Here is a 20418-nt window from a genome sequence, read left to right as displayed (position 1 = left end):
TATTGCGCCAACCGGCTACAGGCGGACGGTCACTGCTGGGCGACGGCGTTTTTCGCCAGGATGGCGTTCGCCAGCTCCATGTCGGTGGCCTGCAGGCCCGGATTGTCGGCCCGGACTTTGTTCATCGCGGCTTCCAGGAACGGGCCGCGGATGTTGCCTTCACTGGCGACGAAGCTGCCCGCGTCGTCCTGGGCGGCGACGATCAGCTTGTGATCCTTGAATGTCAGGTAGGTGGACGCGGTGGTCGCGCCGGAGGAAAGGACATTACGCCAGAAGCTGTCGGCCATTGCCGAACCTACGGGCAGGGAAAGCAGGGCCAGGGTGGCGACAGCTGTTTTGAAACGCATGGTGGGTGACTCCAACAGGGGGGACTATTCCGAGGGCTTTGATAGGCATTCACCCGCCCGAGTTCCCTGCTCCGCAACAAGCTTTCGCCTGCGGGGGCGGGGCCGAACGACATCTTCAGGCGCGGTGACTTCACTTCGACGCCCAGCCAATGCGCTGGAACACAGGGTTGGCATTTGACACCATGGGCGACTGTTTCGACTGCACGGATGCCGGCCTTGATCTTTGGCGCAATGATGTATGGAACGCTGTTGAACCTGCTGATGCTGTCCTTTATCGGACTTCCCTTGCTGCTGCTTGCCTTGCTCATTCCGGCCAGTCGACGCCGGATGCGCCGCCAACCCCTGCGCTTCGGCGCGCTGGCAGCCGTTTGTGCCCTCTTCGTGGCGTGCACCCTGTGGAAGATCCATCGCGACGATCAGCGTAACCAGGCCCTTCATCCTCGCCTTGAGCAGGACGTGCAGCTCGATGGCTTGCAGCTGCCTGCCGGCACCCAGCTGAGCCTGGACACCCTGGAGCCGTTGGATGCGCAAGGCCGGCCGCAGCCTCATGGCTTGCGCAGCCTTGTCTTCGCCGAGTTCGCTGCGCCGCATGCGATCAACGGCGTCGAGGTGACGCAGTTGCGGATGTATGGCGGGGGGCCGTTCTCCAAGATGCTGCTGAGCCGCGACCAGGAGGTGATGGGATGGCCCTGTGCCGGCGGCACCTGGGTCACGCTGGACATTGCCGACGAGGACCGCCTGCAACCCAGCCGCTGGCGCTTCTCCTCCTGCACGCTGGTGGCCGGGAGCGATGTGGCAGGGGTGAAGTGGCCGGCTTCCAGCGAGGTCAGTCGGTATGACGGCAGTTTCAGCGTCAGTACCCTGGGCCTGGCTTCGCCGCCGGTGGTCATCCAGGGGGTGGCACTGTCGGACCTGACCCTGAAGCTCGACGAGCAGCGCCGACCCGGGCGCTGGAGCGGGCAACTGGCCCAGGACCTGACCCTGGGCGATTGGCATTACCCCCGCCGGATGCGGGTTCGCCAGGACACGCCAGGCACCCTGATGTTCAGCCCGAGCCGATCGGATTCGGCACATAACCTGCGCACCGGGGAAACGCTCGACGCCGGGCGCTCGATACAGCAACGCAGCGATAGCGGAGCGGTGCTGTGGATCAAGCCCAATACCGGGTTGGGCGTCCTCGACTGGTAGGCGGGAGCAGTCCGGCGCCTACAACTGAAAACGCGTGACCGAAGTCTGCAGGGTGGCGACGGAGCGTTCCATGTGCTCGACCGTGGTCGCCAGTTCGTGCATGGCCAGGCTGTTGCGCTGCGCGATCTGGTTGATCATCTCCACCTGTTGCGCCACTTCGCTGCTGGCTTTGGATTGTTCGCCGATGGTGTGGGAAATCTCCTCGACCATCAGTGCCGAGCGTTGTGCGCCTTCGCGTATTTCATTGATCGAGGTGCCCGCCTGCTGGGCCATGCCGACGCCGTCGTTCACCCGGCTGACGCCGGTCTGCATGCTGCGTACCGCTTGCCCGGTGGTTTCGCGGATGCGTTCGATCATGCCGGTGATCTCCCGGGTCGATTGCGCGGTGCGCGCCGCCAGGCTGCGGACCTCGTCGGCGACCACGGCGAAACCACGCCCGGCCTCGCCCGCGCGGGCGGCTTCGATGGCGGCATTCAGGGCCAGCAGGTTGGTCTGTTCGGCGATGCTGTTGATCACCTGGATGATCGAGTGGATCTCCTCCGAAGACTGGCCAAGGGCGGTAATGCTCTGCGAGGACTGGTTCACCGCCTCGGCGATGTGGGCCATGCCGTCGACCACCCCGAGGATGACCTGGCCGCCGCTGCCGGCGAGGGATTCCGATTGCGCTGAGATGTCCTGGGCGTTGCGCGCATGTTCGGCCACCTGGGCGATATTGCTGATCATCTGTTCCATGGCCGCGGCCATGTTGTTCGCGCCCTGGGCCTGCTCGCTGGCGCCGTCGGCGATGCCCTGGGAGGTCTGGCTCAGGTTGTGCGAGGTGCCCTGCAAGCCTTCGCTTTCGCGGCGGATGGTGGTGATCATGTCCCGCAGGTTGGCCTGCATCTCGCCCAGGGCCTTTTGCAACTGGCCGGCCTCGTCGTCGCTGTCGATGCTGATCGGCAGGCTGAGGTTGCCTTGCGCGATGGCCCGGGCCGCACCGACCGACTTTTCCAGCGGGCGCAGGACGGAATGCAACAGCCGGCGCGTCAGCAGGCAGATCGCCAGCACGGCCAGCAGGCTGCCACCGCTCAGCCACCAGCCGGCGTGGCGCACGGTGCGCTCGCTGGCTTCGCGAGCTTGCGCGGTGCTGGCTTCGATCTTGCTGCTCAGGGCCTCGTTGAGGCCTTCCACTTCGGTAAAGCTCTTGGCGAACGCCGACATGTCCGCGCGGGCGGCGATGGGATCGCGCAACGCCTCGCCGGCGATCTTCTCGGCGGCGCCAATGTAGTTTTCCAGCACCGGCTGCAGTTCGCCGATCGCCTGGCGGATGTCCGGCGCGAGGGGCAGCTTGGCGTTGTCCGCGAGGGCCTTGCGGAACCAGTCGCCGTGTTCGCGCAGGTCGCCCCTGATCTGCTCGCCCTCGCTGGTGTCGCCCGGCTGGCTGGCGAAGGCGGCCAGCACGTCGGCGCGCAAGGCGTCATGCATCATGTCCGCTTCCAGGTGATTGCGCAGGGCGCTGGCGTTGAGTTGGCTATCGGCCAGCGCCTGCGCCAGGCGCGCCTGGCTCCACCAGCCGATGCCGGCGACCAGGGCGATGGCCAGCACGCTGAGCGCTCCGGAAACGATCATTTTCTGACGGATGTTCATGCCCACTCCCTGCTCCCGTTGACCTGTGGCTAAGCGTAGTCCAGAGGCGCGCGAAACGGCTGCGCGCTAGCGCTGCTCGCTCTGTGGGGTGACGCGCAATATCTCCTCGAGGGTGGTCAGCCCGGCCGCGACTTTCTGCGCGCCGGACAGGCGCAGGCTGCGCATGCCTTCCTGGAAGGCCTGGCGGCGAATCGCGAGCAGGTCGGCGTCGGCCGTGATCAGCGCCTTGAGGCTGTCGCTCAGTTGCATGATTTCATACACCCCGGCACGGCCCCGGTAGCCGGTATCGCGACATTCCGCGCAGCCGCTGGCGCCGTGGGCGTGGCTGGGCAGCGGCGCCTGCCAGGGGCGGGTCAGGCCTTGCCAGTCGTTTTCGTCCAGGGTCATGGGCGTCTTGCAGTGCGGGCACAGGGTGCGCACCAGGCGCTGGGCCATGACCCCGAGCAACGTCGCCTTGATCAGGTAGGGCGCGACGCCCAGTTCCAGCAGGCGGCTGATCGCGCCGGGCGCATCGTTGGTGTGCAGGGTCGACAGCACCAGGTGTCCGGTGAGCGCGGCCTGGATCGCCATCTCGGCGGTTTCCAGGTCGCGGATCTCGCCGATCATGATGATGTCCGGGTCCTGGCGCATCAGCGCGCGCACGCCGCTGGCGAAGGTCAGGTCGATATTGTGCTGGACCTGCATCTGGTTGAACGCCGGTTCGACCATCTCGATCGGGTCCTCGATGGTGCAGAGGTTGACCTCCGGCGTCGCCAGCTTTTTCAGGGTGGTGTAGAGGGTGGTGGTCTTGCCCGACCCCGTGGGGCCGGTGACCAGGATGATGCCGTTGGGCTGGCGGGTCATGTCCTGCCAGCGCCGCAGGTCATCGCTGGAAAAGCCCAGCTGGTCGAAATCCTTGAGCAGCACCTCGGGGTCGAAGATGCGCATGACCATTTTCTCGCCGAAGGCGGTGGGCAGGGTCGACAGGCGCAGTTCCACCTCGCCGCCCTCCGGGGTCTTGGTCTTGACCCGGCCGTCCTGGGGTTTGCGTTTTTCCGCGACGTTCATCCGGCCCAGGCTTTTCAGGCGGCTGACCACCGCCAGGGTGACCAGGGGCGGGAACTGGTAGACGTTGTGCAGCACGCCGTCGATGCGAAAGCGCACCGTGCCTTGCTCGCGGCGCGGCTCGATATGGATATCGCTGGCGCGCTGCTGGAAGGCGTACTGGAACAGCCAGTCGACGATATTGACGATATGCGCGTCGTTGGCGTCCGGCTCCTGGTCGCTGGCGCCGAGGTTGAGCAACTGCTCGAAGTTGCCTGGCGCTTGGCTTTTCTGGTCGGCGCTGGCGCCGGTGACCGACTTGGCCAGGCGGAAGAACTCCACGGTCAGGCGCTGGATTTCCACTGGGTTGGCCACCACCCGCCGGATCGGCAGCTTCAGCACGTGGGTCAGGTCGGCTTCCCAGGCGCTGACGTAAGGCTGCGCGCTGGCCACCGTGATGGCGTCGCGGTCGATCGCCACCGCCAGGATCTTGTGGCGCTGGGCGAAGGCGTAGGACATCAGCGGGGTGACGGCGGCGACGTCGATTTTCAGCGGGTCGATGCGCAGGTACGGCTGGCCGGCCTGCTGCGCCAGCCACAGGGTCAGGCTTTCCAGGTCCAGGCGCCGGCCTGGCCGGTGCAGGTCTTCCAGGGACTGGCTGGCGAGGAACTCCAGCGGGTGCAACTGGCTGTTGGCGGCGTTGCGCCGGGTGCCGAGGGCGTGTTCGGCCGCATCCTGGCTCAGGCGGCCCTGGCTGACCAGGTCGCGCAGCAGGTCGTTGAGGTCCAGCCAGCGGTCCTGGGTGACGAGGGGAACGGACATGCGGGCTCCTTGTGAACAATCCGGCGGGCGGGATAGATGCGCCTCTGACCACGAATTGCCAAGAATAGTCCCGGGGTGGCGGCTGCCAGCCCTTCAAGCATTGCCGGATTTTACCGGCAGCCCTCAGCCGGCGGCTTGCAGCCGTTCGCGTTCGGCGGGCTGCAACTGGACCGAGCACACGCTGATCAGGTTGCGCAGTTTTTCCGCGATGACCTGTGCGCGGTGCCAACTCAGGCCCTCGAGCACCACCTCCATCAGCAACGCATCGTCCTCTTGCCGCACCTGGACCTGCTGCGGCAGCAGCGACTGCAGGGCGAAATGGTTGAGCACCCGGCACAGCACGTCGGCTTCGGCGTCGGTGACCAATTGGTAATGCACCCGGCAATGGGTGTTGGCGACGTTCCACACATCGGCGCGGGAACTGACGGCTTCGAGAGGGGGCATGGGCTTCTCCTGGAAAGTGGAGAAATTTTTACATTCGGTTCCGGGTATTTCTTATCTAATATTCAGGTATTTTCGCCATAGGCGAATTACCCGATTCGTATTTTCAAGGTATCGAGGAATTTATATGCACAGCGAGCTGGACGCCTACGATCGACGCATTCTCGCCCTGCTGCAGGAGGACGCTTCGCTGTCCAGCGCACAGATCGCCGAGCAGGTGGGGCTGTCGCAGTCGCCGTGCTGGCGGCGTATCCAGCGGCTCAAGGAGGAGGGGGTGATCCGTGGCCAGGTGACCTTGCTCGACCGCAAGAAGATCGGCCTCAACACGCAGATCTTCGCCGAGGTCAAACTCAACGCCCACGGCCGCTCCAACTTCACCGAATTCACCGAGGCGATCCGCGGCTTTCCGGAGGTGCTGGAGTGTTATGTGCTGATGGGGGCGGTGGATTTCCTGCTGCGCATCGTCACGCCGGACATCGAGGCGTATGAGCGTTTCTTCTTCGAGAAGCTGTCGATGGTGCCGGGGATCCAGGAGGTGAATTCGATCGTCGCGCTGTCGGAGATCAAGTCGACGACGAGCTTGCCGGTGTTGCGTTGATGCTATCGCGAGCAAGCCCGCTCCTGCAGGAGGGAGCTCGCCCGCGATCGGGTCCTTACATGCGCAGCAGGGTCTTCCAGGCGCGGTTCTGGAACACCGTGATCGCCTGTTGCTTGCGCGCTTCCAGGGCTTCTTCGCTGATCGGCGCGTGGGCCAGTTGCGCCAGCTTGTTCAGCTCGCCGTACAGCCGATCCAGCTCGGGGATTTCCAGCACGTTGCGCGCGTGATGCAGCCAGACCTGAATGCGTTCGATGCGCGGCAGTTGCTCGGCCAGGTCCTCGGGCTGCTGCTGGTAACGCGGCAGTTGCAGGGCGCTGGCTTCTTCGGCCAACAGGCGTGGCAACCAGCTGGCCAGTTGCGCCGCGCCCTGGCGATTACCGCGGGTGTTGCGCTCGGCGGCCCAGGTACGGGCCAGCAGCCAGCGCGAGGTGTTCAGCGAGAACAGGCCCCAGCGCACGTCTTGCAGTTCTTCGAGGAACTGCTCCGGCGCGGCCTTGCGCACGTCTTCGTCGTCCAGGCCGGCCTGCACCAGCGGGCGCCAGTCTTCCAGCAGGGCATCCAGGGCTGCGCGCAGCTCGGCGGTGGCCTGGCGCGGTGCGGCCTGGCCCAGGCTGCTGACTAGGGCGCGTAGTTCCGCCAGGTTGTCGACCCAGTCCTGCAGCAGGCGCCAGTGGCCGTTGAAGCGATATTGCTCGGCCAGGCGCTGGCTGCTGCCCAGCAGGTGCCAGGTCAGCGCCGCGAAGGCATCGTCCAGCGGCATCGAGGCGCTCAGTTCCGGCGCGGGTAGGCTCAGGGAATAACTGTTGGCATCGAACAGGCGGTAGCCACGCTCGGCCTTGCTGATGTCGCAAGGCATCAGCGGCAGGGTCACGGCCAGTTCGGCGGCCAGCTCCAGCAGGGCGGCCGGTTCGCCTTCGCGCAGTTCCAGTTCCAGCTCGCAGATTTCTTCCTTCTGCTTGCCGGCCACCACGTGGCCCAGGTCCAGGGCGGCTTCGATCACCACCTTGGCCTTGCCGCGGCCCCAGGCGATTTCCGCGCGCTCGCGGACGAAATCGGTGGTGAACAGCGGCTTGAGGGTTTTCTTGTCCAGCTCGGCCAGTTGCTCGGGCCAGCATTCGCCGTCGAGTTTCTTCAGGTCGAGCTTGGCTTTGGCCAGGTGCCAGTCGTATTCGTTGCGTTCCGACAGGCCGGCGACGCTCTGGCCGCGGGTCTTGAGGGTCTGGATCACTTCTTCGCCATCGCGGCGCAGGCGCAGGGCGACCTTGGCGCGGGCCAGGTCGCGCTCGGGCGTGTCGAAGTACTGGTTCATCAGTTCACGGTGTTCCCAGCCGCTTTTATTGCGTTTTTTCAGGAGCGGGTGCTCACGCAGGGCGGCAAGGGTTTCGCGGCTGACGCGGAGTTTGATTTCGGTTTCTTTCTGCATGGCCGGAAAATCCAGGATCGGGAGCGCAGTCGGGGGAATGTGTGGCTGCCAAGGCCGTGCAGTGTACAGGACTCGCCGCGTCGAGGCGCCGTGGCGGTTTATTCCTGTCGCGGGATGGCTCTATGATGGGCCTCGTCCAGGAATCGGGGAGCCAGCGCATGCCATTGCCGTCCATGAAAGAGCAGTTCGCTGCACTGATTGCCACCCCTTCGGTCAGTTGTACCCAGCCTGCGCTGGACCAGTCCAACCGCCCGGTCATCGACCTGCTCGCCAGCTGGCTCGGCGACCTGGGTTTTGCCTGCGATATCCAGCCGGTCAGCCCTGGCAAATTCAACCTGCTCGCCAGCTTCGGCAGTGGCCCCGGTGGCCTGGTGCTGGCCGGCCATAGCGACACCGTGCCGTTCGACGGTGCGCTGTGGCAGACCGATCCGCTGAAACTCACCGAGGTCGACGGTCGCTGGGTCGGCCTGGGCAGCTGTGACATGAAAGGTTTCTTCGCGCTGATCATCGAGGCGGTCCGGCCATTGCTGGAGCAACCGTTCAAGCAGCCGCTGCTGGTTCTCGCCACGTGCGACGAGGAAAGCTCCATGGCCGGCGCCCGGGCCCTGGCCGAAGCCGGGCGGCCCCTGGGGCGCGCCGCGGTGATTGGCGAACCGACCGGGCTCAAGCCCATCCGCCTGCATAAAGGGGTGATGATGGAGCGCATCGACATTCTCGGCCGCAGCGGCCATTCGTCCGACCCGAGCCTGGGCCACAGCGCCCTGGAAGCCATGCATGACGCCATAGGCGAATTGCGCGGCCTGCGCCTGGCGTGGCAGCGCGAGTTCCGCAACCCGCAGTTCAGCGTGCCGCAGCCGACCCTCAATCTGGGCTGCATCCATGGGGGCGACAACCCGAACCGCATCTGTGGCCAGTGCTCGCTGGAGTTCGACCTGCGGCCCTTGCCGGGCATGGACCCCGAGGCCCTGCGCGCCGCCATCCGGCAGAAGCTTGTGCCTGTGGCCGAGCGGCACCAGGTGAAGATCGATTACGCGCCGCTGTTTCCCGAGGCACCGTCCTTCGAGCAGGCCGCCGATGCCGAACTGGTGCGGATCGCCGAACGCCTGACCGGCCATCGCGCCGAATCAGTGGCGTTCGGCACCGAAGCGCCTTATCTTCAGCGCCTTGGTTGCGAGACGCTGGTCCTGGGCCCGGGCGACATTGCCTGTGCGCACCAGCCGGGGGAATACCTCGAAATGTCACGCTTGCAGCCTACCGTGCATCTATTACGTGAACTGATCGAACACTATTGCCTGACGCCGGCCTAAATCACCGCCGTCCAGGCCCGTATCAGAAGGAGAGCGAGCGTGTCGCCAAGCCTGTTCCGACGATAACCATCAGCCCGCCGTGCGTTTTTCCGTTTCGTCCTTTCATAGGCTGCTTCTTGTTTACAGGCTCAGGTCATGCCCGAATACGTCAATTGGCTGCGTCACGCTTCTCCTTATATCAATGCCCACCGCGATTGCACTTTCGTCGTCATGCTGCCCGGCGACGGTGTCGAACACCCGAACTTCGGCAACATCGTCCATGACCTGGTGCTGCTGCACAGCATGGGCGTGCGCCTGGTGCTGGTGCATGGTTCGCGCCCACAGATCGAAGCCCGCCTGGCTACCCGCGGCCTGACTCCGCATTACCATCACGGCATGCGCATCACCGATGCGGCGACCCTGGAATGCGTGATCGATGCCGTGGGCCAATTGCGGATCGCCATCGAAGCCCGCTTGTCCATGGACATGGCGTCCTCGCCGATGCAGGGCTCGCGGTTGCGCGTGGCCAGCGGCAACCTGGTGACCGCCCGACCGATCGGGGTCCTCGAGGGTGTGGATTATCACCATACCGGCGAAGTGCGCCGGGTCGACCGCAAGGGCATCAATCGCCTGCTGGACGAACGCTCGATCGTGCTGCTGTCGCCGCTGGGGTACTCGCCGACCGGGGAAATCTTCAACCTGGCCTGCGAGGACGTCGCGACCCGCGCCGCCATCGACCTGGGCGCCGACAAGCTGCTGCTGTTCGGCGCCGAGCAGGGCTTGCTGGACGAGAGCGGCCATCTGGTCCGCGAGTTGCGCCCGCAACAGGTGCCGGCTCATTTGCAGCGCCTGGGCGGCAACTATCAGGCGGAGTTGCTGGATGCCGCGGCCGAGGCATGTCGGGGCGGTGTGGGGCGCAGCCATATCGTCAGCTACGCCGAAGACGGCGCGCTGCTGACCGAACTGTTCACCCGCGACGGTGGCGGTACGCTGGTGGCCCAGGAGCAGTTCGAGCTGGTCCGCGAGGCGGCCATCGAAGACGTTGGCGGTTTGTTGGATCTGATCAGCCCGCTGGAAGAGCAGGGGATCCTGGTGCGGCGCTCGCGCGAAGTGCTCGAGCGGGAGATCGAGCAGTTCAGCGTGGTCGAGCGCGAGGGGATGATCATTGCCTGTGCGGCGCTTTATCAGATCGCCGATTCCGATGCCGGCGAACTGGCCTGCCTGGCGGTGAACCCCGAGTATCGCCATGGCGGTCGCGGCGACGAACTGCTGGAAAGGATCGAGACCCGCGCCCGGGCCCAGGGCCTGAAGACCCTTTTCGTGCTCACCACCCGGACCGCCCACTGGTTCCGCGAGCGCGGCTTCGCACCCAGCAGCGTCGAACGCCTGCCTTCCGCGCGGGCTTCGCTGTACAACTACCAGCGCAATTCGAAGATCTTCGAAAAAGCGCTCTGACCGCCCTTCACCCGAAAAAACCGCGCCTTGACAGGCGCGGTTTTTTTGCTGTGCTTGTCGCCTGGCTTTTTATTTCAGAAAAATAAAGGTGGGCGATACAAAAACTGTAACAAATTGACGAGAGCATCGGCGTTTAGCCATGATTGCGTCGCCTTTTTGATACTGGTTGACGTATCTGGCTGATGTTTCAACGGTTTGGTCTAAAGAATCGCAGGGCAATAACATTCAGGAATCAAAGACGTCGCCGATACTTTTGCCGCGGCACAGAGGAGGGGACGCCTCTATATTCCTGGAGTGCATGAAAAAGGATGAAATAATTCTTTTTGGGATTATGAGAAATTCATTACCCTGCAAGGATTCAATCACCGCGATTAGACCTTGGTCGTAGACACAGTTGGTTACGATTGACTTATGGGTCACGGTCTGGCGCTAATCGCCCACCGATGGACCCGGGGCACAAGACCCTGGGCCTGAGTACACAAGAATTAGAAACGAGAGGAGCGAAACATGAACAAGTCCACCTTGGCCCTGGCTGTGGCCGTTGGGGTTCTGGCGCAGCAGGCAGGCGCCGCGGGTTTCATCGAAGACAGCAAGGCCACTCTGGGTCTGCGTAACTTCTATATCAATACCGATAACCGTGATGCCGATACCAAGGCCTCCGGTGCGCAGAGCAAGCAGGAAGAATGGGGCCAGGGCTTCCAGCTCAACTTCACTTCCGGTTACACCGAAGGCACCGTGGGCTTCGGTCTCGACGCCATCGGCCTGCTGGGCATCAAGCTGGATTCGGGCGGCGGCACCAACGGCGCCACTGCCACTTCCTACGGCGGCACCGTCTTCCCGAGCGAGTCCAACGGCAAGGCAGTGGATAACTACTCCAGCCTGGGCCTGACCGCCAAGGCCAAGATCTCCCAGACCGAACTGAAGCTTGGCACCCTGCAGCCAAAACTGCCGGTCATCGTGACCAACGATGGTCGTATGCTGCCGCAAACCTTCCAGGGTGGTCAGATCACCTCGAACGACATCAAGGACCTGACGCTGGTAGGCGGTCAGATCGAGCACGCCAAGGGCCGTAACTCCAGCAACAACGAAGAGTTGTCGATTGCTGGCGCGAACGCGCACACCGCTGCCGGTCGTGACAGCAACAAGTTCATCTACGGTGGTGGCGACTACAAGATCACTAAAGATCTGACTGCCCAGTACTACTACGGCAACCTGAAAGATTTCTACAAGCAGCACTTCGTTGGCCTGCTGCACAACTGGGCGATCGGCCCGGGCGTGTTGAAATCCGACCTGCGCTACTTCAATAGCCGCGACGACGGTGCCAATGGCCACGACTCGGCCTACTACACCACCGGTGACTACGGCACTGGCATCACCAAGGGCAAGGTTGATAACAACCTGATCAGCGGCCTGTTCCTGTACTCGGTCAACGGCCACACCTTCGGTGGCGGCTACCAGGTCAGCAACGGCGACAGCGATTTCCCTTGGCTGAACCAGGGCGACGGTTCGTCGGCCTACCTGACCACCGACATGCAGATCGCCAAGTTCGCCCGCGCCGGTGAACGTACCTGGCAGGCTCGCTACTCCTACGATTTCGCCAAGCTGGGTGTGCCAGGCCTGACCGCCGGTGTGATCTACCTGCGTGGCGACAACATCGACACTTCCGGCAAAGAGGGTTCCGTTCTCCCTCAGCGTACCGTTTCGGTTACCAATGCCAGCGAGTGGGAACGCGACCTGACCGTGGCCTACGTGATTCCGGAAGGTCCGCTGAAGAACCTCGGCCTGACCTGGAAAAACGCCATGTGGCGTAACGACATTCCTGGCCAGCGCTCGCAGGACGAAAACCGCCTGATCGTCAGCTACTCGATCCCGCTGTTGTAATCCGACGTTAAAGCCTCGCCCGGCGCAATGCCGGGCGAGGTGTCGTCATCCAGGTCGGACCCACCCCCGCAGGTCCTTCCCGAAACCCCTCTTTACAGCTACTCAAGGCCTTCTCGAACCTCGTCGAGAATGGTGTGCCCTGGGCGTGCATGAATCCAGTGAAGAGATTTTTAATATTCCCTTTCGATCTAGATAAATCGACATTTATTCTTTTTAAATATTCGTCGGCACAGGCAGAGTAGGGCTCATAACGCACTCACAGGAGCAGCACCATGAGCCTCAGACTGGGCGACATCGCCCCCGACTTCGAACAGGATTCCAGTGCCGGCAAGATTCGTTTCCACGAGTGGCTCGGCGACAGCTGGGGCGTGCTGTTTTCCCATCCGGCGGACTTTACCCCGGTGTGCACCACGGAGCTGGGGTTCACCGCCAAGCTCAAGGACGAATTCGCCCAGCGCGGTGTGAAAGCCATTGCCCTCTCGGTGGACCCGGTGGACTCGCACCACAAGTGGATTGAGGACATCAACGAAACCCAGAACACCCTGGTCAACTTCCCGATCCTGGCCGATGCCGACCGCAAGGTTTCCGACCTTTACGACCTGATCCACCCGAATGCCAACGACACGCTGACCGTGCGCTCGCTGTTCGTCATCGACCCGAACAAGAAGGTGCGTCTGACCATTACCTATCCGGCCAGTACCGGGCGCAACTTCCACGAGATCCTGCGGGTGATCGACTCGCTGCAGCTCACCGACAACTACAAGGTGGCCACCCCGGCCAACTGGCAGGACGGTGACGAAGTGGTGATCGTGCCTTCGCTCAAGGACGAAGATGAAATCAAGCGGCGGTTCCCCAAAGGTTATCGCGCGGTCAAGCCGTACCTGCGCCTGACGCCACAACCGAATCGTTAACGCTACAGACCGTAGGAGCGAGCGGGTGGCGATCCAACTTGCCCGCGATGGCGTCATCCGTGACTACCACGACATCGAGTCGTGCCTATCGCGGGTAAGTCGAATCGCCGCCCGCTCGCTCCTACAAGAGCCGTATCCATAAAGCAGGGGTTTTCAGGCCGTTTCGACGGCCTTTTTTTTCGCCTGGGAAAAGCGTGGTCTTATATTCATTTAAAGAATAAACAAATGAATAAATAAGATTTATGGATATATGAATAGGCTGTTAAGGTCTGCTCAGCTCAGCGAGATCGCAAACCGCGAATCGCCCATTACCGTTAAGGAACTCTCTGCATGCTGGTCGTCTCGCTCGGTGGCAGTCCCAGCCAACGCTCCCGCTCCGGGGTGCTGCTGGAACGTGCCAAACGCTGGTTGCAGCAACAAGGTGTGGAAGTGGTCGACTACCAGGTCCGGGATTTCCCGGCCGAGGATCTGCTCCATGCGCGCTTCGACAGCCCGATGGTGATCGATCTGTTGCAACAGATCGAGCAGGCCGACGGATTGCTGATCGCCACGCCGGTCTACAAGGCATCGTTTTCCGGCGCGTTGAAAACCGTGCTCGACCTGCTGCCGGAGCGCGCCCTGAATCACAAGGTGGTGTTGCCGATGGCCACGGGCGGCAGCATCGCCCACATGCTGGCGGTGGACTACGCGCTCAAGCCCGTGCTGTCGGCGCTGAAGGCCCAGGAGATGCTCCAGGGCATCTTCGCCGAGGACAGCCAGATCGCCTACGGCGAAGGCAGCGCCCAGGCGCAGTTGGCGCCGGCGCTGGAACAGCGCCTGCACGAGGCCCTGGAGCAGTTCCACAGCGCCATGGCGCGGCGTCCCAAGCCGCTGGACCCGAATCTGTTGAATGACCGTTTGTTGAGTGCTCGCTGGAGCATTTGAGCCTCACCCCGAATTCGAAGTACTCACCTTACTGGTCCGCCAACGGGCAAGCAGGTGCAGCCAATACCCAACAGCAAAAAGGAGAGCGCCATGCGCCCTGTGATTTTGCGTCGTGGTCTGGTCGCTCTGTTTGCTGCGGCTGTGTCCTTCGGCGTCATCGTTCAAGCCCAAGCGGCCGAGACCCTGCGTATCGGCTATCAGAAGTACGGCACCCTGGTGCTGCTCAAGGCCAAGGGCTCGCTGGAGAAGCGCCTGGCGGAGCAGGGGGTGCAGGTGCAATGGACCGAGTTCCCCGGCGGCCCGCAGTTGCTGGAAGGCCTGAACGTCGGTTCGATCGACTTCGGCGTCACCGGCGAAACCCCGCCAGTGTTTGCCCAGGCGGCCGGTGCCGACCTGGTGTACGTGGCCTACGAGCCACCGGCGCCCACCAGTGAAGCGATCCTGTTGCCCAAGGATTCGCCGATCAAATCGGTGGCCGAGCTCAAGGGCAAGAAGGTCGTCCTCAACAAAGGCTCCAACGTGCATTACCTGCTGGTCCGCGCCCTCGAGGACGCTGGCCTCAAGTACAGCGATATCCAGACCGTGTTCCTGCCGCCCGCCGATGCCCGCGCCGCTTTCGAGCGTGGCAGCGTCGACGCCTGGGTGATCTGGGACCCCTACCAGGCCGCGGCCGAGAAGCAGCTGAACGCCCGCACCCTGCGTGACGGCAGCGGCATCGTCGATAACCACCAGTTTTACCTGGCGACCAAACCCTACGCGCAACAGCACCCCGAGGTGATCAAGGCCCTGGTGGAAGAAGTGCGCGCGGTGGGCGAGTGGTCCAAGGCCAACCCGGACGAGGTGACCCAACAGGTGGCGCCGCTGCTCGGCCTGCCGGCGGACATCACCCTGACCTCGGTGAAACGCCAGGGCTACGGCGCGCAGTTCCTGACCCCGGAAGTGGTCGCGGCGCAGCAGAAAATCGCCGACAGCTTCCACCAGCTCAAGCTGATTCCCAAGCCCCTGAGCATCAAGGACGTGATCTGGACACCTCCAGCCGCCGTTGCCAAAGCGCCGTAATCCGATTCCTTCAGGAGACAACTCCATGAGCCTCAACATTTTCTGGTTCCTGCCTACCCACGGCGACGGCCATTACCTTGGCACCGCCGAAGGCGCTCGCGCCGTCGATCACGGTTACCTGCAGCAGATCGCCCAGGCAGCGGACCGCCTCGGCTTCGGCGGCGTGCTGATCCCCACCGGGCGTTCCTGCGAGGATTCCTGGCTGGTGGCGGCATCGCTGATTCCGGTGACCCAGCGCCTGAAGTTCCTCGTCGCCCTGCGCCCCGGCATCATTTCCCCGACAGTGGCGGCACGCCAGGCCGCGACCCTGGATCGCCTGTCCGGCGGCCGGGCGCTGTTCAACCTGGTGACCGGTGGCGACCCGGACGAGCTGGCCGGCGATGGCCTGTTTCTCGATCACGAGGAGCGTTATCAAGCCTCGGTGGAGTTCACCCGCATCTGGCGGCGTGTGCTGGAGGGCGAGACCGTCGACTACGACGGCCAGCACATCAGCGTGAAGGGCGCCAAGCTGCTCTATCCGCCGATCCAGCAACCGCGTCCGCCGCTGTACTTCGGCGGCTCCTCGGAAGCCGCCCAGGACCTCGCCGCCGAGCAGGTGGACATGGTCCTGACCTGGGGCGAACCGCCAGCCGCGGTGGCCGAGAAAATCGAGCAGGTGCGCGCCAAGGCTGCCAAGCAGGGACGCAGCGTGCGCTTCGGCATCCGCCTGCACGTGATCGTGCGCGAAACCAACGCCGAGGCCTGGCAAGCGGCCGAACGCCTGATCTCCCACCTGGACGACGACACCATCGCCCGTGCCCAGGCTTCCCTGGCGCGTTTCGACTCGGTCGGCCAGCAGCGCATGGCGGCCCTGCATGGCGGGCGCCGTGACAAACTGGAAGTCAGCCCCAACCTCTGGGCCGGCGTCGGCCTGGTACGTGGCGGCGCGGGCACCGCGCTGGTCGGCGACGGCCCGACCGTGGCCGCGCGGATGAAGGAATACGCGGACCTGGGCATCGATACCTTTATCTTCTCCGGCTATCCCCACCTGGAGGAGTCGTACCGGGTGGCCGAGCTGTTGTTCCCGCACCTGGATATCCAGCGGCCCGAACAGCCCAAGGGCGCCGGTTATGTGAGCCCGTTCGGCGAAATGGTCGCCAACGACATCATCCCCAAAGCTGCGTCCCAGAGCTGAGGCGCGGCCATGAACAGACAAACCTTGTTCCATCGCCTGGCGCCCTGGGCCCTGCCGTTGCTGCTACTGGCGGTGTGGCAGCTGTCGGTTTCGGCGGGCTGGCTGTCGACGCGGATCCTGCCGGCCCCCAGCGCGGTGATTGCCGCCGGGGTCGAACTGGTGCGCAGCGGCGAAATCTGGACTCACCTGGCCATCAGTGGCTGGCGCGCGGCGATCGGCTTCCTGATCGGTGGCGGCATCGGCCTGACCCTGGGGTTTATCACCGGCCTGTCGAAGTGGGGCGAACGCCTGCTGGACAGTTCCGTGCAAATGATCCGCAACGTGCCGCACCTGGCGCTGATTCCCCTGGTGATCCTGTGGTTCGGCATCGACGAGTCGGCGAAGATTTTCCTGGTGGCCCTGGGCACGTTGTTCCCGATTTACCTGAATACCTATCACGGTATTCGCAATGTCGACCCGGCGCTGGTGGAAATGGCGCGCAGCTACGGCTTGTCGGGCTTTGCCCTGTTTCGCCAGGTGATCCTGCCGGGCGCCTTGCCGTCGATCCTGGTGGGCGTGCGTTTCGCCCTGGGCTTCATGTGGCTGACGCTGATCGTCGCGGAAACCATCTCCGCCAGCTCCGGCATCGGCTACCTGGCAATGAACGCCCGGGAGTTCCTGCAGACCGACGTGGTGGTACTGGCCATCGTCATGTACGCCGTGCTCGGCAAGCTGGCGGACCTCGTCGCGCGCGGCCTTGAACGTGCCTGGCTGCGCTGGCATCCGGCCTATCAAGTGGCCAAGGGAGGTGCGCAATGACGGCTCAACAACCGCCACGCCTGCTGCGCGGGATCCCGCTGGTCGTGCGCAAGCTGCAAAAGACCTTCGGTGCGCGCCAAGTGCTGCGCGAGATCGACCTGCACATCCCGGCCGGGCAGTTCGTCGCGGTGGTCGGCCGCAGCGGCTGCGGCAAGAGCACCTTGCTGCGCTTGCTGGCCGGTCTCGACCAGCCCACCGCCGGCGAGCTGCTGGCCGGCGCCGCACCGCTGAGCCAGGCGATCGAAGACACCCGGCTGATGTTCCAGGAGGCGCGCCTGCTGCCCTGGAAGAAAGTCATCGACAACGTTGGCCTGGGCCTCAAGGGCGACTGGCGTGCCCAGGCCCTGGAAGCCCTCGAGGCGGTGGGTCTGGCCGATCGCGCCAACGAGTGGCCGGCGGCCCTGTCCGGCGGCCAGAAACAGCGCGTGGCCCTGGCCCGGGCGCTGATTCATCAGCCGCGGCTGTTGCTGCTGGACGAGCCGCTGGGCGCGCTGGATGCCCTGACCCGGATCGAAATGCAGCAACTGATCGAGCGCCTGTGGCAGCAGCATGGCTTCACCGTCCTGCTGGTGACCCACGATGTCAGTGAAGCGGTGGCAGTGGCCGACCGGGTGATCCTGATCGAAGAGGGCGAGGTCGGTCTCGACCTGCTGGTGGAGCTGCCGCGCCCACGGGTGCGGGGCTCCCATCGACTGGCCGCCCTGGAAGCCGAAGTCCTCAACCGCGTGCTGTCGCTGCCCGGGACACCGCCCGAGCCGGAACCCGTTTCACCCTTGCCCACGCAATTGCGTTGGGCTCAGTAAAGCAACCTCACACCCTTACCCCAGACAGGAATCAACACCATGACTATCAAAGCCATCAACGTTCGTAACCAGTTCAAAGGCACCATCAAGGAAATCGTCGAAGGCGACGTGCTGTCGGAAATCGACGTACAAACCGCCTCCGGCATCGTCACGTCGGTGATCACCACGCGTTCGGTCCGGGAGCTGGAACTGGCGATCGGCAGTGAGGTGATCGCCTTCGTGAAATCCACCGAGGTGTCGATCGCCAAGTTGTGATCGGTGCGCGACAACCGGCCCCGGACGGCGCGAGCCCTTCGGGGCTTTTTTGTGGGGCAGGGCTTGAGCGGCTCGAACCCTGGTGGGATCGAGCGTGCTCGCGCTAGGCGTCAGCCCGCCTGCGATAGCTCGCGCTTGGGCAGATAGGGCGGCAGGTACAGCCCCAGGTAGGCGTCGAATACGCGCATGCCCTCCTCGGCCATGCGTCCGGTGATCTGCCCGTGCTGCTGTACCGAGCGCGCATAGACGCGGTCGCCCAGCTCCATGGCCAGGGCGAACACATCGACCTCCTCGGGCAGCGCCGGCAGTTGGAAGTGCCGGTCGAACAACTTGCGCATCAGGTCGCCCAGCTCGATGTCGTGCTGGCGATCGGCCTGGGTGACTTCGGTGAGGCCATGCTGGGCGAGGATCAACTGGCGGGCCGCGGCGTCGGCGCTGTAGATGGCGAGCATGCGTTGCTCGACCAGGCGCGACAGGTCGTGCCAGCTGTTCAGCGCTGCATGGTCGATGGGTTCCTGCAGGCAGGCGCGGAACGCCGCATGGACGTCGGCGGTCAGCGCTTCGAGCAGCGCGGGCACGCTGGCGAAGAAGTGATAGACCGAGGAGGGCGGGATCTGTGCGCGTTCGGCGACGCTGTAGATCGACAGGCTGGCCACGCCCTCGGCGGCGAGCAGGGTGCGGGCGGCCTCGAGTATCGAGTCGATCCGGGCCTGGCTGCGTGCACGGGGTTTGCGGGGGGCGGCTACGCGTGTCATGGGAGTCTCCTGCGGGGCAGCCGGCATTGTACGAGGCGGGCTGGGTGTTGTCTGCCAGGGCGCCTTCGCTGGCAAGTCGGATCGCCGCCCGCTCGCTTCCACAGGAGGTCCGGGGTGTATGCAATTGCTCTTGTAGGAGCGAGGCTTGCCCGCGATCCGCCGCAAGGCGGCCATAAAAAAACGCCACAGGCGTTGCGGCCTGTGGCGTCGTTTTCCGGCTGCGCCGCTTACACGGTATGCAGGTACCAGTTGTACTCGAGGTCGGAGATCGAGTGTTCGAACTCTTCCAGCTCGCTCTCTTTGCAGGCCACGAAGATATCGATGTATTTCGGGTCGATGTAGCGGGCCATGACTTCGCTGTCGTCCAGCTCGCGCAGGGCATCGCGCAGGTTGTTCGGCAGGCTCTGCTCGTTCTGCTCGTAGCTGTTGCCTTCGGTTGGCGGCGGTGGCTCGACCTTGTTGGTCAGGCCGTGGTGCACGCCCGCCAGGACCGAAGCCATCAGCAGGTACGGGTTGGCGTCGGCGCCGGCCACGCGGTGCTCCAGGCGGACCGCATCGGCGGAGCCGGTCGGCACGCGCAGGGCCACGGTACGGTTGTCCAGGCCCCAGCTCGGCGAGTTCGGCACGTAGAACTGCGCGCCGAAACGACGGTAGGAGTTGACGTTCGGGCAGAGGAAAGCCATCTGCGCCGGTAGGGTCTCGAGCACACCGCCGATCGCGTGACGCAGTGCGGCGTTCTGCTCGGGATCCTCGCTGGCAAAAATATTCTTGCCATCCTTGTCCAGGACCGAGATGTGGACATGCAGGCCATTACCCGCCTGGCCCGGGTAAGGCTTGGCCATGAAGGTGGTGTCCATCTCATGGTCGTAGGCGATGTTCTTGATCAGGCGCTTGAGCAGGACCGCGTAGTCACAGGCCTTGATCGGGTCGGCGACGTGATGCAGGTTGACTTCGAACTGCGCCGGCGCGCTTTCCTTGACGATGGCGTCGGCGGGGATGCCTTGCTCTTTCGCACCTTCGAGGATGTCCTGCAGGCAGTCGACGTATTCGTCGAGGTCGTCGATCAGGTAGACCTGGGTCGAGTGCGGACGCTTGCCGGAGATCGGCGAGCGTGGCGGCTGTGGCCGGCCGTTCACGTTCTCCTGGTCGATCAGGTAGAACTCCAGCTCGAACGCCGCGCAGATGGTCAGGCCCAGCTCGTCGAACTTGGCCACGACCTGGCGCAACACTTCGCGCGGGTCGGCGAAGAACGGCTCGCCCTCGAGTTCGTGCATGGTCATCAGCAGTTGCGCGGTCGGGCGCTTCTGCCAGGGTTCGTTGCTCAGGGTATCGGGGATGGGATAGCAGATCCGGTCGGCGTCGCCGATGTCCAGGCCCAGGCCGGTGCTTTCCACCGTCGAGCCATTGATATCCAGGGCAAACAGGGAGGCCGGCAGGTTGATGCCTTTCTCGTAAACCTTGTGGAGGCTGGTGCGTTCGATGCGCTTGCCGCGCACCACACCATTCATATCCGCAATCAGAAGGTCAACGTACAGAACCTCAGGATGTTCCTTAAGGAACGCGTTCGCTTCGTTGAGCTGAACGGCACGCGGGGGTACCGACATGATGCAACACCTTTGTTATTAAGAATAACGTTTGTTAAAAATATC

General features: G+C 63.9%; 19 protein-coding genes and 1 pseudogene. 12 read left to right on the top strand and 8 right to left on the bottom strand.

Annotated elements, in window-relative coordinates:
• Nucleotides 1–29: 29 nt before the first annotated feature.
• Nucleotides 30–347: a DUF2388 domain-containing protein gene (locus TO66_RS30050; RefSeq protein WP_044465658.1), complete on the bottom strand. Its 318-nt coding sequence runs from the start codon at nt 345–347 to the stop codon at nt 30–32.
• A 249-nt stretch (nt 348–596) separates the two neighbouring features.
• On the opposite strand from TO66_RS30050, the gene TO66_RS30045 reads away from it, so the two are divergent.
• The gene (locus TO66_RS30045) at nt 597–1535 is read left to right on the top strand and encodes a hypothetical protein (RefSeq protein ID WP_256241919.1); all 939 of its coding nucleotides are present in this window, start codon (nt 597–599) and stop codon (nt 1533–1535) included.
• 18 nt (nt 1536–1553) lie between these two features.
• Here TO66_RS30045 and TO66_RS34370 read toward each other — a convergent pair whose 3' ends face one another.
• The 4 genes and pseudogenes from TO66_RS34370 to TO66_RS30030 all read right to left on the bottom strand — a co-directional run bounded on the left by TO66_RS34370 (nt 1554) and on the right by TO66_RS30030 (nt 5450).
• On the bottom strand, nt 1554–2267 hold the full coding sequence (locus tag TO66_RS34370) for a methyl-accepting chemotaxis protein (protein WP_409077205.1): 714 nt from the start codon (nt 2265–2267) through the stop codon (nt 1554–1556).
• 141 nt (nt 2268–2408) lie between these two features.
• Nucleotides 2409–2735: pseudogene (locus TO66_RS34365) on the bottom strand (HAMP domain-containing protein); the annotation flags it as partial.
• A 492-nt stretch (nt 2736–3227) separates the two neighbouring features.
• Nucleotides 3228–5006 carry a GspE/PulE family protein gene (locus TO66_RS30035; protein ID WP_044465655.1) on the bottom strand — a complete coding sequence of 593 codons (1779 nt, stop codon included), beginning with the start codon at nt 5004–5006 and terminating at the stop codon, nt 3228–3230.
• Nucleotides 5007–5129: 123 nt separating this feature from the next.
• Nucleotides 5130–5450 (bottom strand): hypothetical protein, encoded by a 321-nt coding sequence (locus TO66_RS30030; protein ID WP_044465654.1) that lies wholly within the window; start codon nt 5448–5450, stop codon nt 5130–5132.
• A gap of 124 nt (nt 5451–5574) precedes the next feature.
• Here TO66_RS30030 and TO66_RS30025 point away from each other — a divergent pair, with 124 nt between their 5' ends.
• Nucleotides 5575–6045 (top strand): Lrp/AsnC family transcriptional regulator, encoded by a 471-nt coding sequence (locus TO66_RS30025; protein WP_044465653.1) that lies wholly within the window; start codon nt 5575–5577, stop codon nt 6043–6045.
• 55 nt (nt 6046–6100) lie between these two features.
• Here the strand turns inward: TO66_RS30025 and TO66_RS30020 are convergent, their stop codons facing one another.
• Nucleotides 6101–7468, bottom strand: a complete 1368-nt coding sequence (locus TO66_RS30020; RefSeq protein ID WP_044465652.1) for an inorganic triphosphatase — start codon at nt 7466–7468, stop codon at nt 6101–6103.
• A 158-nt stretch (nt 7469–7626) separates the two neighbouring features.
• On the opposite strand from TO66_RS30020, the gene argE reads away from it, so the two are divergent.
• From argE to TO66_RS29970, 10 genes are all read left to right on the top strand, one after another.
• The gene (gene argE / locus TO66_RS30015; protein WP_044466188.1) at nt 7627–8775 is read left to right on the top strand and encodes an acetylornithine deacetylase; all 1149 of its coding nucleotides are present in this window, start codon (nt 7627–7629) and stop codon (nt 8773–8775) included.
• 135 nt (nt 8776–8910) lie between these two features.
• A complete protein-coding gene (argA, locus tag TO66_RS30010; RefSeq protein WP_044465651.1) occupies nt 8911–10209 on the top strand; it encodes an amino-acid N-acetyltransferase in 1299 nt (432 codons plus the stop codon).
• 507 nt (nt 10210–10716) lie between these two features.
• The gene (locus TO66_RS30005; protein ID WP_044465650.1) at nt 10717–12090 is read left to right on the top strand and encodes an OprD family porin; all 1374 of its coding nucleotides are present in this window, start codon (nt 10717–10719) and stop codon (nt 12088–12090) included.
• 272 nt (nt 12091–12362) lie between these two features.
• Nucleotides 12363–13001 carry a peroxiredoxin gene (locus TO66_RS30000; protein ID WP_044465649.1) on the top strand — a complete coding sequence of 213 codons (639 nt, stop codon included), beginning with the start codon at nt 12363–12365 and terminating at the stop codon, nt 12999–13001.
• A 330-nt stretch (nt 13002–13331) separates the two neighbouring features.
• Complete coding sequence (ssuE, locus tag TO66_RS29995) at nt 13332–13925, top strand: NADPH-dependent FMN reductase (RefSeq protein WP_044465648.1); 594 nt, start codon at nt 13332–13334, stop codon at nt 13923–13925.
• Nucleotides 13926–14015: 90 nt separating this feature from the next.
• Nucleotides 14016–14984: a sulfonate ABC transporter substrate-binding protein gene (locus TO66_RS29990; RefSeq protein ID WP_044465647.1), complete on the top strand. Its 969-nt coding sequence runs from the start codon at nt 14016–14018 to the stop codon at nt 14982–14984.
• A 25-nt stretch (nt 14985–15009) separates the two neighbouring features.
• Nucleotides 15010–16158, top strand: coding sequence for an FMNH2-dependent alkanesulfonate monooxygenase (gene ssuD / locus TO66_RS29985; RefSeq protein ID WP_044465646.1), 1149 nt, complete (start codon nt 15010–15012; stop codon nt 16156–16158).
• A 9-nt stretch (nt 16159–16167) separates the two neighbouring features.
• The gene (gene ssuC, locus TO66_RS29980; protein WP_044465645.1) at nt 16168–16956 is read left to right on the top strand and encodes an aliphatic sulfonate ABC transporter permease SsuC; all 789 of its coding nucleotides are present in this window, start codon (nt 16168–16170) and stop codon (nt 16954–16956) included.
• Nucleotides 16953–17759, top strand: coding sequence for an aliphatic sulfonates ABC transporter ATP-binding protein (gene ssuB / locus TO66_RS29975; protein WP_044465644.1), 807 nt, complete (start codon nt 16953–16955; stop codon nt 17757–17759). The genes ssuC and ssuB overlap by 4 nt, the downstream gene beginning before the upstream one ends.
• 39 nt (nt 17760–17798) lie before the next feature.
• Nucleotides 17799–18014, top strand: coding sequence for a molybdopterin-binding protein (locus tag TO66_RS29970; protein ID WP_007928303.1), 216 nt, complete (start codon nt 17799–17801; stop codon nt 18012–18014).
• Between the two features lie 110 nt (nt 18015–18124).
• On the opposite strand, the gene TO66_RS29965 is transcribed toward TO66_RS29970, so the two are convergent.
• Nucleotides 18125–18769 carry a TetR/AcrR family transcriptional regulator gene (locus TO66_RS29965; protein ID WP_044465643.1) on the bottom strand — a complete coding sequence of 215 codons (645 nt, stop codon included), beginning with the start codon at nt 18767–18769 and terminating at the stop codon, nt 18125–18127.
• A gap of 227 nt (nt 18770–18996) precedes the next feature.
• On the bottom strand, nt 18997–20373 hold the full coding sequence (locus TO66_RS29960) for a glutamine synthetase family protein (RefSeq protein ID WP_044465642.1): 1377 nt from the start codon (nt 20371–20373) through the stop codon (nt 18997–18999).
• Nucleotides 20374–20418 lie beyond the last annotated feature (45 nt).

The organism is Pseudomonas sp. MRSN 12121 (genome assembly GCF_000931465.1).
Classification (GTDB): domain Bacteria; phylum Pseudomonadota; class Gammaproteobacteria; order Pseudomonadales; family Pseudomonadaceae; genus Aquipseudomonas.
The sequence above is the reverse complement of the archived record's forward strand: the minus strand, read 5'-3'. Positions and strand labels throughout refer to the sequence as shown.